This is a genomic window from Nocardioides sp. NPDC000445, from assembly GCF_040300245.1.
Lineage (GTDB): Bacteria > Actinomycetota > Actinomycetes > Propionibacteriales > Nocardioidaceae > Nocardioides.
In genome coordinates this window covers 36,936-48,634 of the sequence record NZ_JBEPDH010000022.1, presented here as the reverse complement: position 1 = coordinate 48,634, position 11,699 = coordinate 36,936, and the positions used below count along the sequence as shown (strand labels likewise).

Below are 11,699 nucleotides of genomic sequence, written 5' to 3'. Positions count from 1 at the left end.
GGCCTCTCAGATCCAGTTGCGACGGCGGAAGAGGATATAGAGGACGACGTTGACGGTCAGCATCAGCCCGAGCGCCATGAAGTAGCCGTAGCGCCACTGCAGCTCGGGCATGAAGTCGAAGTTCATCCCGTAGACGGTGCCGACCAGTGTGGGAGCGAACAGGATCGCCGCCCAGCCGGAGATCTTCTTGACCTCGTCGTTCTGCTGCACGCTGAGCTCGCTGAGCGCCTTCATCTCCTCGTTCTGCTGCTGGGCGACCAGGGTGGCGTTGACGGTCAGGATGTCGCGCAGCAGGTTGCGGAACTCGTCGATCTGCTCGACGGTCCCGATCACGTGGTCCTCGACGTCGCGCAGGTAGCGCTGGAGCTCCTCGTCGGTGCGGTACTTCTCGAACCCAGCAGAGAGGGAGCGGACCACGTTCAGCAGCGGCCGCGTCGCCCGCTGGAACTCGACCACCTCGCGGGAGAGCTCGTAGATGCGACGGGACACCTGGGTGTCACCGCGGAACATCTCGGTCTCGATCTCGTCGATGTCGTTGGCGAGTCCGGCCACGACCGGCGCGTAGCCGTCGACGACGCGGTCGAGGATGGCGTACAGCACCGCCTCCGGGCCGAGCCTGAGCAGATCGGGGTTGCTCTCCATCCGGCGCCGCACCGGGGAGAGGTCGGGCTGGGCGCCATGGCGGACGGTGAGGACGAAGTCGGGACCGACGAAGAGGTGCAGCTCGCCGAAGTCGATGTTCTCGGTCTCGTCGACGTACCAGGCTGCCCGCAGCACCACGAACAGCGTCTCGTCGTAGCGCTCGATCTTCGGTCGCTGGTGAGCCAGGATGGCATCTTCGACGGCGAGCTCGTGCAAGCCGAACTCCTCGGCCAGCGAGGCCAGCTCGTGCTGGTTGGGCTGGTAGAGACCGATCCAGGCCATCGCGTCGTCGTGGTCGCGCAGCGAGCGGTACGTCTCGGCCAGCGTCGAGGGCGAGTCGACCCGGTCGCCGCCGACGTAGACGGCGCTGTCGATCATGCTGCCGCGAGCTGCCGGCACCGGCATCGTCGGTCGACCGCCTCCGCCATGCAGTGGCGGGGTCGTCGGCGGGTCGGCACGGCGCTGCTTGGTGAACGGGCGCAGGAAGGGGTGCTCGGACATGATGGCCTCCGGTGATGATGCGAGCGGGATCGCGACGCGGGAACGCGACGCACCAGCCCGGCACGCTCTCCAGGTGGGCCGGACCGGTCAGGGCGAGGTGGTACTCGGAGGTTGGCCGTCCATCTCAGCCACCTCCTCTTCTCGCTCGCGGTAGCAACCGACTGCCTGTTCATCTGCGCGGAGCCACGTCCGCACGGGGACATGGTAGGCGCCCCCGGTCAAGGATGCGTCAATCGCGAGGCATACCCCGTCAGGGAACCGTCAAGACCGGCCCTCCACGGCCTCGGGCGGGGCTGCAATGGAGCCGTGCTAGATCTCGTCTACATCCTCATCACGCTGGTGTCCTTCGCGGGGCTCGCCGTGCTGGTCGGAGTCATCGACCGGCGGTTGGGCCAGCCCTCCGACACCGACACCGCCCCCACCGAGGCCGAGCCGCGGACGGTGAGCCGATGAGTCCCGTCGCCGCCGCCGTGCTGCAGATCGTCGTCCTGATCGCGGCGCTGGCCCTCGCGGTGCCGCTCCTGGGCCGCTACCTCGCCCACATCTACACCAGCCCGAAGCACCTGCGTGCCGAGACGGTGGCCTACCGGGCGCTCAAGGTCGACGCCGAGGCCGACCAGCGCTGGCGCTCGTACGCGATGTCGGCGCTGGGCTTCTCGCTGGCCGGGATCCTGTTCCTGTTCGCCTTCGGCCGGCTGCAGAACCTGCTGCCGCTCGACGGAGGCTTCGACCCGCTCCCCAGCGACGGCGCCTGGAACACCGCGGTCTCGTTCGTGACCAACACCAACTGGCAGTGGTACTCCGGGGAGGCGGCCACCGGCCACCTGATCCAGATGGCCGGGCTCGCCGTGCAGAACTTCGTCTCCGCCGCGGTCGGTCTCTCCGTCGCCGCGGCCTTCGCGCGCGGGCTCGCCCGCACCCGCAGCCAGGGGAGGATCGGCAACTTCTGGGTCGACCTGGTGCGTACGACGGTCCGGGTCCTGCTGCCGGCGGCGTTCGTGGTCGCGATCGTGCTGGTCGCGGCCGGGGCGGTGCAGAACCTGCACTCCGTGCACGAGATGACCACGCTGACCGGCGGCACCCAGCACCTGACCGGTGGCCCGGTCGCCAGCCAGGAGGCGATCAAGGAGCTCGGCACCAACGGCGGCGGCTTCTACAACGTCAACTCCGCCCACCCCTTCGAGAACCCCAACCCGTTCAGCAACCTGCTCGAGATCTGGGCGATCCTCGTGCTGCCGTTCTCGATGGCCTGGGCCTTCGGCCTGATCGTCAAGGACAAGCGCCAAGGCGGCGCGGTGCTGGCCACGATGGGCACCCTCCTCACCGTCGGCATCACCCTGCTGACCTGGGCGGAGATGGCCGGTGCCGGCACCGCCCCGCAGCTCGCCGGAGCCGCGATGGAGGGCAAGGAGACGCGGTTCGGTGAGGCGGCCACGGCGCTCTTCGCCGCGGCCACGACCGGCACCTCGACCGGTGCCGTCAACGGCATGCACGAGAGCCTGACCGCACCCGGTGGCGGTGTCGCGCTGTTCGGCATGATGCTCGGCGAGATCGCCCCCGGCGGCGTCGGCTCGGGTCTCTACGGCATGCTCATGCTGGCCGTGGTCACGGTCTTCCTGTGCGGCCTGATGGTGGGACGTACGCCTGAATATCTCGGCAAGAGGATCAGCCGCGACGAGATGGTGCTGGTCGCGGTCTACATCCTGACCACCCCGATCCTGGTGCTGGTCGGCGCGGCGATCGCGCTGACCGCTCCGGCAGGCCTGGCCGGCCTCTCGACCGACGGCCCGCACGGCCTCTCCGAGGCGCTGTACGCCGTCACCAGCGCCGCCAACAACAACGGCTCCGCCTTCGCCGGCATCACCTCGGGCACCCCGTTCTGGAACACGCTGCTCGGGATGCTGATGCTGCTCGGCCGGTTCGTCCCGATGGTCTTCGTGCTCGCCCTGGCGGGCAGGTTCGCGACCGCCGGCCGGCTGCCGGACAACGCCGGCACCCTGCCCACCCACCGCCCGCTCTTCGTGGCCCTGCTGACCGGCGTCGCGCTGGTCGTCGTCGGCCTGACCTTCGTCCCGGCTCTCATGCTGGGCCCGATCGTGGAGTCCCTGTCATGACCCAGACCCCCGTACGTACCCGTGAAGAGGACACCGAGCACTCGACCCATGTCGAGGCGGCACCGTCGGTGCTCACGACCAAGCAGATCGCCGAAGCGGTGCCAGGTGCGCTGCGCAAGCTCGATCCCCGCAAGCTGGTGGCGACGCCGGTCATGCTCGTGGTCGAGATCGGTGCGGCCGCCACGACCGTCATGTCGGTCCTCGACCCGTCGGTGATGGGCTGGCTGGTCACGATCTGGCTGTGGCTCACCGTCGTCTTCGGTGCCCTGGCCGAGTCGGTCGCCGAGGGCCGCGGCAAGGCCCAGGCGGCCAGCCTGCGTGCCCTGCAGACCGAGACCACCGCGCGCCGCCTGCATGGTGGCCCGGGCGGCGCCGAGGAGGTCGTCGCCTCCACCAGCCTGCGCGCCGGCGACGTCGTCGTGGTCGAGGCCGGCGAGCGGATCCCCGGTGACGGCGACGTCATCGAGGGCGTCGCGAGCGTCGACGAGAGCGCGGTGACCGGCGAGTCCGCCCCGGTGATCCGCGAGTCCGGCGGCGACCGGTCGGCGGTCACGGGCGGCACCCTGGTCCTCTCGGACCGGATCGTCGTCCGGATCACCTCCGACCCGGGCCACTCCTTCGTGGACCGGATGATCGCCCTGGTCGAGGGCTCGGAGCGGCAGCGTACGCCGAACGAGATCGCGCTCAACGTGCTCCTGACCAGCCTGACCGCGATCTTCGTGGTCGTCTGCTGGAGCCTCTACTACCTGGCCGGCTACTCCGGCGCGCACCAGTCCTGGCTCGTCCTCACCGCGCTGCTGGTCTGCCTGATCCCGACCACCATCGGCGCACTGCTGAGCGCCATCGGCATCGCCGGCATGGACCGGCTCGTACGCCGCAACGTCCTGGCGATGTCGGGAAGGGCCGTCGAGGCGGCCGGTGACGTCGACGTGCTCCTGCTCGACAAGACCGGCACGATCACGTACGGCAACCGGCAGGCGTACGAGATCATCCCGGTCACCGGGGTCACGCTGACCGGCGCCGAGAACGCAGCGGTCCTGGCCAGCCTCTCCGACCAGACGCCGGAGGGGCGGAGCATCCTCACTCTCGTGGGTCGCTCCATGGGTGGGCCGGCGGAGGCCACGATGGTGGAGTTCTCCGCGACCACCCGGATGTCCGGCCTGGACAGTCCCGGCCTGAGCGTACGCAAGGGCGCCGCCTCCGCGGTGACGGCCTGGGTCGAGGAGCACGGTGGCCAGGTGCCGCCGGAGACCGGGGTGATCGTCTCCGAGATCGCCGAGACCGGTGGTACGCCGCTCGTCGTCGCCGAGCACCGCAACAGCGACCCGGCACGGGTGCTGGGCGTCGTACATCTCAAGGACGTCGTCAAGGACGGCATCCGCGAGCGGTTCGACGAGCTGCGCGCGATGGGCATCAAGACGGTCATGATCACCGGCGACAACGCCGCCACCGCCGCGGCGATCGCCAAGGAGGCGGGCGTCGACGACGTCCTCGCCGAGGCGACTCCGGAGGACAAGCTCGCACTGATCCGGCGCGAGCAGCGCGGTGGGCGGATGGTCGCGATGTGCGGCGACGGCACCAACGACGCGCCGGCGCTCGCGCAGGCCGACGTCGGCGTCGCGATGAACACCGGGACGACCGCGGCCAAGGAGGCCGGCAACATGGTCGACCTCGACTCCGACCCGACCAAGCTGATCGACGTGGTCGAGATCGGCAAGCAGCTGCTGATCACCCGGGGCGCGCTGACCACCTTCTCGGTGGCCAACGACGTCGCGAAGTACTTCGCGATCCTGCCCGCGATTTTCGTCGGCGCCTTCCCCGCGCTCGACGTCCTCAACATCATGCGGCTCTCCTCGCCGGAGTCGGCCATCGTCTCCGCGGTGGTCTTCAACGCGCTGATCATCATCGCGCTGATCCCGCTGGCGCTGCGCGGTGTCCGCTACCGGCCCTCGTCGGCCTCGGCCCTGCTGCGCCGCAACCTGCTGCTCTACGGCGTCGGCGGCCTGATCGTGCCGTTCGTCGGGATCAAGCTGCTCGACCTCGTCATCTCCCTCATCCCAGGACTGTGAACATGTCTGATCTCTTCGCACTGCTACGTCACTCCCTCGCCGGGCTCCGCGTGCTCATCGCCGCGACCCTGCTGTGCGGGATCGTCTACCCGCTCGTCGTCACCGGCGTCGCCCAGGCCGCCTTCGGATGGCGTGCCGACGGCTCCCTGGTCACCGAGTCCGGCGCGCACACCAGCGACCCCGCCGAGGCGGTCGGCTCGGCCCTGATCGGGCAGGGCAACGACGACGAGGGGCTCTTCTACCCACGTCCGAGCGCGGCCGGCGACGGCTGGGACACGCTGTCCACCTACGGCTCCAACCTCGGCCCGGAGGACCCGGACCTGGTCAAGGCGATCACCGAGCGCCAGCGCGAGATCGCCGCGCGCGAAGGCGTCCCGGTCGACCAGGTCCCCGCCGACGCCGTCACCACCTCCGCATCCGGCATCGACCCCGACATCTCACCGGCTTACGCAGCCCTCCAGGTGTCCCGGGTGGCCCGCGCCAACGGGCTCTCGGAGGAGGAGGTGACGGCGCTGGTGGCCGAGCACACCGACGGCCGGACCTTCGGGATCCTCGGTGAGCCGCGGGTCAACGTGCTCGAGCTCAACATCGCGGTGCGTGCGCAGAGGGTTGAATAGGGACGTGCAGACCACGTCAACGGACGGACGGTCCCCGCGGAAGCGGGGCCGTCTGACCGTCTATCTCGGAGCCGCGCCAGGCGTCGGCAAGACGTACGCCATGCTCGGCGAGGCGCAGCGGCGCCAGGCGCGCGGGACCGATGTGGTGGTCGGGTTCGTCGAGACCCACGACCGCAGCAACACCGCGCGCCAGATCGAGGGGCTCGAGGTGATCCCGCGCCGGGAGATCGACTATCGCGGGGCGAGGTTCACCGAGCTCGACGTGGAGGCGGTGATCGCCCGCGACCCGAAGGTGGTCTGTGTCGACGAGCTGGCCCACACCAACGTGCCGGGCAGCCGGCACACCAAACGGGCTCAGGACGTCGAGCAGATCCGGGCGGCGGGGATCGACGTGATCACCACGGTCAACATCCAGCACCTGGAGTCCCTCAACGACGAGGTCGAGCGGATCACCGGCGTACGCCAGCGAGAGACGGTGCCCGACGATCTCGTGCGGACCGCCGACATGATCCATCTGGTCGACATGGCGCCGGAGGCGCTGCGGAGGCGGATGGCTCATGGCAACGTCTACAAGCCCGAGACCATCGATGCCTCGCTGACCTCCTACTTCCGGGTCGGCAACCTCACCGCTCTGCGGGAGCTGGCTCTGCTGTGGCTCGCGGACCGGGTCGACGATGCGCTGGGCGACTACCGGCGCGAGCACCAGATCGCGCACCCGTGGCCCACCAAGGAGCGCATCGTGGTCGCGGTGACGGGTGGGCCGGAGACGGAGACCCTGCTGCGGCGCGGGGCACGGCTGTGCCAGCGCGCCAAGGGATCGGAGCTGCTGGCCGTGCATGTGATCTCCGCCGACGGGCTCGCTCGGCCCGGTGGCAGCGACGTACCCAAGAGTCAGGAGCTCACCCGGTCGCTGGGAGGCACGTTCCACACCGTCATCGGCGACGATCCGGCCGCGGCGATCGTGGACTTTGCGGTCGGTGCCAACGCCACGATGATCATCGTCGGCGTCTCCCGGCACGGCCGGGTCCGGCGGCTGTTCACCGGCAGCACGGGCGATCGGATCGCCATCGCCGCGGGCAGCATCGACGTACATCTGGTCACGCATGAGCATGCCGGAGCAGGCGTACGTCTGCGGCGGCCGCGCTCCGCACTGGGCCGCTCCCGGCGCATCGCGGGCTGGCTGGCGGCGATCGCGCTGCCGTTCGTCGTCCTCGGCGGTCTCTACCTGGTGCCGTCCGAGAACCGCAACACCCAGCTTCCCGTGGCGAGCCTGCTGATGACCGGGGCGATCATCGCGGCGGCGCTCATCGGCGGCCGCTGGGCATCGGCAGCGGGTGCCTTGATCGGGGCCGGTCTGCTGAACTTCTTCTTCACCCAGCCGTACTTCGAGCTGGTCGTGCAGAGCCCGCACAACATCCTGGCCCTGGCGGTCTTCCTGGCCATGGCGCTGGCGGTCGCCGGGGTCGTCGACCAGGCGGCACGGCGCTCCGAGGAGGCGGCGCGGGCACGGGCAGAGGCGGCGACGGTGAGCGCCCTGTCAAGGTCGGTCCTCACCGGTCAGGACACCGCGGAGGCGATCGTCGATCGCGTACGCGAGAGCTTCGGCCAGCGGTCGGTTGCTCTGTTGAGCTCGAGCGCCACCGGATGGCACGCGCTTGCCGCGGTCGGCGAGGACCCGGCGCGAGCCCCCGACGCCGGCGACACGGTGGTCAGGGTCGACGACGACCATGTGATCGCCCTTCGTGGCGAGCCGCTCCGCGCGGCAGACCAGCGCGTCCTGGACGCGTTTGCGGTCCAGACCTCGTTGGTGCTCGAGTACCGCCGGCTGCGCGACCAGGCCGACCGCGCCCTCGCGCTGGAGAAGGCGGAGCAGACCTCGACCTCGCTGCTCCGCGCCGTCTCCCACGACCTGCGTACGCCGCTGGCCACCATGCGCGCCGCCCTCGACGGCCTCCTCGGTGGGCGGGTCCCGGAGTCCGATCGGATCGAGCTGGTCGAGTCCGCGGCCGGATCCGCCGAGCAGCTCGAGTCCCTCATCAACGACCTGCTCGACCTGTCCCGCGTGGACGCCGACCTGGTCCATCCGGTCATCCGCACCGTGAGCCTGGACGAGTCGTTGCCGCTCGCCATCGCGGGGCTGCCGCCCGGGTCGGTGACCCTGGAGGTGGGTGAGGACGCTCCTCTCGTACGCACCGACTCGGCCCTGCTGGAGCAGGTGGTCGCCAACGTGGTCGGCAACGCCGTCCGGGCCAGCAGTCAGGGGCCCAGCGCGGGCGAGCCGGTGCGGGTCCTCGCCCACGTGACCCCGGAGACTGTGGAGGTGATGATCGTGGATCGTGGCCCCGGCGTACCCGCGGCGCAGCGGGAGCGGATGTTCGAGCCCTTCCAGCGTCTCGACGACACCTCGCCGGGCGGGCTCGGCCTCGGCCTGGCCGTCGCGCGGGGACTCAGCGAGGCGCTCGGTGTCAGGCTCACCGCCGAGGACACCCCCGGCGGCGGACTGACGATGGTCCTGGCGGTGCCCCGCGCCGTGCCGGGTCAGGAGTGAGGGCGACATGAGCCGGGTGCTGGTGATCGACGACGAGCCCGCGCTGCTGCGTGCGCTCGCCATCAACCTTCGCGCGGCCGGCTGGGAGGTCGATACCGCCGCGGACGGCCGGTCCGGCCTCGCCGCGGCCGCCGCGACCCACCCCGACGTCGTGCTGCTCGACCTCGGCCTGCCGGATCTGGACGGGACCGAGGTCATCGAGGGACTGCGTGGCTGGACCCAGGTGCCGGTGGTCGTGCTCTCGGCCCGGCAGCACGGCGACGACAAGGTCGAGGCGCTCGACCTCGGCGCCGACGACTACGTGACCAAGCCGTTCGCCATGAACGAGCTGATGGCCCGCCTGCGAGCGGCCGTCCGGCGCTCGCAGGACTCCGCACCCCCTGCCGCAGCCGTCGTCACGGTCGGAGACCTGGAGATCGACTTCGCGCGCAAGCGGGTCCACAGGTCGGGGGAGGACGTACGCCTCACCCCGACCGAGTGGTCGTTCCTGGAGCTCCTGGCCCGCAACCTGGGCCGGTTGGTGACGCGTGAGCAGATCCTCAACGAGGTGTGGGGGCCTGCGTACGCCAAGGAGACCCACTACCTACGCGTCTATGCCGCGCAGCTGCGGCGCAAGCTGGAGGACGACCCGGCCCACCCGCGTCTTCTGGTCACCACGCCCGGCGTCGGCTACACCCTGGAGCCGGGCGAGAGGACCTAGAGCCGTGCAAAGGCCTCGACCTTGTGCTGGGGCCCGGAGACGACGATGTGATCGTCGGGACGGATGACGGTCTCGGGCGTCGTGTAGGTGAACCTGCCGCCGGCCGGCTTCACCCCGACGACGGTGACCCCGTAGTTCTGGCGTACGCCCACCCCGGAGAGGCTGCGGTTGTGCAGCACTGCCGGCGGCTGGGTCTTGACGAAGACGTAGCCGTCGTCGAACTCGATGTAGTCGAGCATCCGCCCACGGACGAGGTGGGCCACGCGCTGCCCCATGTCGTGCTCGGGACGGACGACGCGGTGCACCCCGATCTGGGTGAGGATCCGGGCGTGGGGTGCGCTGATCGCCTTGGCCCAGACGTTGCGTACGCCGAGGTGGACGGCGACGGAGGCGGTGAGGATGCTCGCCTCGATGTCGGTGCCGATGGCCACGACCACGGTGCCGAACTCGCTCAGGCCGAGCTCCCGCATCGCGTCCTCGCTGGTCGTGTCGGCCTCGACCACGTGGGTGAGCAGGCCGGCGTGCTCCTGCACCGTCCGCGGGTTCGTGTCGGCGGCGAGGACCTCCTCGCCCTCCTCGACGAGCTCCAGGGCGAGGGCGCTGCCGAACCGGCCGAGGCCGAGCACGGCGACTCCGCCGTGGGTGGTGCCGTTCTTGTCCAATCTGGTCCTAGCCAATGAGGGGCCGTCCTTCCGGGAAGCGGTGCAGGCGCTCGCGGTCGCGGAGCGCCAGGGCGGAGACGAGGGTGATCGGGCCGATCCTGCCGACGAACATCATCGCGATGAGGACGAGCTGACCGCCCGAGGGAACGTCGTAGGTGAGGTTGGCCGACAGGCCCACGGTGGCGAAGGCCGAGACCGCCTCGAAGAGCACCTGATGGGTGGGCGCCTCGACCAGATGGAGCAGGGCGATGGTGCCGGAGACCACGAAGCCGACCGAGAGCAGCGCGACCGTGAGCGCCTGACGGATGGCGCGCGGGTCGATGCGCCGGTCGAAGGCCTCGACCTCGGCCTGGCCGCGCACCTCGGCGAGGATGACGAAGAAGAGCAGCATGAAGGTGGTGATCTTGAGGCCACCCGCGGTGCCCGCCGACCCGCCGCCGATGAGCATCAGCACGTCCACGCCGAGGAGGGTGCCCTCGTGCATCTGCTCGTAGTCGAGGCTGTTGAACCCGGCCGTACGCGTCATCGTGCTCTGGAAGAAGCCGGCCAGCAGCTTCCCGGGAGTGCTCAGTGCCCCGAGGGTGTCCGGGTTGCGCCACTCCGTGGCGATGAAGAACACCGTGCCGATGAGCAGCAGACCGACGGTGCCGCTGACGGTCATCTTCGTGTGGAGGCTCCACATCCGTACCTTCGTACGCTGCAGCAGCTCCAGCCACACCGGGAAGCCGAGCCCGCCGGCGATCACCGCGACGGCGATGGGCAGGCAGATCCAGGGGTCGTCGACGTAGCCCATCAGGTTGTCGGACCGCAGCGCGAAGCCGGCGTTGTTGAAGGCGGAGACCGCGTGGAAGACACCGTCGTAGGCGGCCCGCTCGGGGGAGGAGCCGTAGCCCAGCCAGAACCGCAGCATCAGCGGGATCGCGATGATCAGCTCGATGACCAGGCTGATCGCGACCACTCCCTTGACCACGCTGCGTACGTCACCGAGGCCGGAGCTGGTGTGCTCCACGGCGGCGGTGAGCCGAAAGCGCAGCCCGAGGCGGCGGAAGACGATCAGCGCCAGCAACGAGGCGAGGGTCATGATCCCGATCCCGCCGACCTGGATCAGCCCGAGGATGGTGACCTCGCCGAACGTCGACCAGTAGGTCGGGGTGTCGACCACGACCAGACCGGTGACGCAGACCGCGCTGGTCGAGGTGAACAGCGCGGTCAGGAACGGCGCGTGGCCGGGCTCGGTGCGGGCCACCGGGAGCATCAGGAGCAGCGTGCCGATCAGGATCGCGGCCGCGAAACCGGCGACGACCACCTGGCCCGGATGCCGCAGCAGCGGTCGTGGACGGCGCGCCCGACGAATAGGGGAGCTCATCGACACGGGCGCCACTCTAGAGGCACGGCACGCGCCGGCAGGGCGAGCGGGGCCGCCGGAGGGTCAGCTGGGGGTGTTGATCATGAAGTTGGCCGCGTGCTCGGCGTACGCCCAGAACTGCGCGTCCTGCTCTGGGGTCAGCCCGGCGGCGTCGAGGCCCTCGCGGAAGTGCTGGAGCCAGCGGTCGCGGGCCTCCGAGGTGACCTCGAACGGGGCGTGACGCATCCGCAGCCGCGGGTGGCCACGCTGCTCGGAGTAGGTCGTCGGGCCGCCCCAGTACTGAGCCAGGAAGAGCGTCAGCCGCTCCTGCGCCGGACCGAGATCCTCCTCGGGATACATCGGCCGCATCAGCTCGTCGGTCGCCACGCCCTCGTAGAACTTGGCCACGATCGTGCGGATGGTGTCCATCCCGCCGATCTCCTCATAAAACGTCACTGAGCCATTCTTCCACGCGGGTCCGCGCTCGCCTGCCGTGGCAGG

10 protein-coding genes are annotated in these 11,699 nt (G+C 70.2%); 6 read left to right on the top strand and 4 right to left on the bottom strand.

The genetic code is table 11. The annotated features are described in order from the left end of the window. Window positions 1–6: 6 nt before the first annotated feature. Window positions 7–1,143 carry a magnesium/cobalt transporter CorA gene (corA, locus tag ABT304_RS25130; RefSeq protein ID WP_350719386.1) on the bottom strand — a complete coding sequence of 379 codons (1,137 nt, stop codon included), beginning with the start codon at window positions 1,141–1,143 and terminating at the stop codon, window positions 7–9. Window positions 1,144–1,449: 306 nt separating this feature from the next. Between corA and ABT304_RS25125 the strand changes: the two genes are divergently transcribed. From ABT304_RS25125 to ABT304_RS25100, 6 genes are read left to right on the top strand one after another with little or no spacing between them, the layout of a single operon-like run. After that, window positions 1,450–1,596: a hypothetical protein gene (locus ABT304_RS25125; protein WP_350719384.1), complete on the top strand. Its 147-nt coding sequence runs from the start codon at window positions 1,450–1,452 to the stop codon at window positions 1,594–1,596. Then, a complete protein-coding gene (gene kdpA, locus ABT304_RS25120) occupies window positions 1,593–3,257 on the top strand; it encodes a potassium-transporting ATPase subunit KdpA (RefSeq protein ID WP_350719383.1) in 1,665 nt (554 codons plus the stop codon). The genes ABT304_RS25125 and kdpA overlap by 4 nt, the downstream gene beginning before the upstream one ends. Further along, a complete protein-coding gene (gene kdpB / locus ABT304_RS25115; RefSeq protein WP_350719381.1) occupies window positions 3,254–5,326 on the top strand; it encodes a potassium-transporting ATPase subunit KdpB in 2,073 nt (690 codons plus the stop codon). Before kdpA ends, kdpB begins: the two co-directional genes overlap by 4 nt. A gap of 2 nt (window positions 5,327–5,328) precedes the next feature. Beyond that, on the top strand, window positions 5,329–5,943 hold the full coding sequence (gene kdpC / locus ABT304_RS25110) for a potassium-transporting ATPase subunit KdpC (RefSeq protein WP_350719379.1): 615 nt from the start codon (window positions 5,329–5,331) through the stop codon (window positions 5,941–5,943). A gap of 4 nt (window positions 5,944–5,947) precedes the next feature. Then, entirely contained in the window at window positions 5,948–8,491 is a 2,544-nt protein-coding gene (locus tag ABT304_RS25105; protein ID WP_350719377.1) for a DUF4118 domain-containing protein, read from the top strand. Window positions 8,492–8,498: 7 nt separating this feature from the next. Continuing rightward, window positions 8,499–9,191 (top strand): response regulator, encoded by a 693-nt coding sequence (locus ABT304_RS25100; protein WP_350719376.1) that lies wholly within the window; start codon window positions 8,499–8,501, stop codon window positions 9,189–9,191. Here the strand turns inward: ABT304_RS25100 and ABT304_RS25095 are convergent. The 3 genes from ABT304_RS25095 to ABT304_RS25085 form a co-directional block, all read right to left on the bottom strand. Next, window positions 9,188–9,868 (bottom strand): potassium channel family protein, encoded by a 681-nt coding sequence (locus ABT304_RS25095; RefSeq protein ID WP_350719374.1) that lies wholly within the window; start codon window positions 9,866–9,868, stop codon window positions 9,188–9,190. The genes ABT304_RS25100 and ABT304_RS25095 overlap by 4 nt on opposite strands. Continuing rightward, window positions 9,861–11,219 (bottom strand): TrkH family potassium uptake protein, encoded by a 1,359-nt coding sequence (locus ABT304_RS25090; RefSeq protein WP_350719372.1) that lies wholly within the window; start codon window positions 11,217–11,219, stop codon window positions 9,861–9,863. The genes ABT304_RS25095 and ABT304_RS25090 overlap by 8 nt, the downstream gene beginning before the upstream one ends. 63 nt (window positions 11,220–11,282) lie before the next feature. Then, window positions 11,283–11,654 carry a globin gene (locus tag ABT304_RS25085; protein WP_160025142.1) on the bottom strand — a complete coding sequence of 124 codons (372 nt, stop codon included), beginning with the start codon at window positions 11,652–11,654 and terminating at the stop codon, window positions 11,283–11,285. Window positions 11,655–11,699 lie beyond the last annotated feature (45 nt).

What these genes read in the sequence shown, in the direction of transcription:
- corA (WP_350719386.1), bottom strand. Translation starts at nt 1,143, where the DNA reads ATGTCCGAGCACCCCTTCCTGCGCCCGTTCACCAAGCAGCGCCGTGCC.
- kdpA (WP_350719383.1), top strand. Translation starts at nt 1,593, where the DNA reads ATGAGTCCCGTCGCCGCCGCCGTGCTGCAGATCGTCGTCCTGATCGCG.
- kdpB (WP_350719381.1), top strand. Translation starts at nt 3,254, where the DNA reads ATGACCCAGACCCCCGTACGTACCCGTGAAGAGGACACCGAGCACTCG.
- kdpC (WP_350719379.1), top strand. Translation starts at nt 5,329, where the DNA reads ATGTCTGATCTCTTCGCACTGCTACGTCACTCCCTCGCCGGGCTCCGC.
- ABT304_RS25100 (WP_350719376.1), top strand. Translation starts at nt 8,499, where the DNA reads ATGAGCCGGGTGCTGGTGATCGACGACGAGCCCGCGCTGCTGCGTGCG.
- ABT304_RS25090 (WP_350719372.1), bottom strand. Translation starts at nt 11,219, where the DNA reads ATGAGCTCCCCTATTCGTCGGGCGCGCCGTCCACGACCGCTGCTGCGG.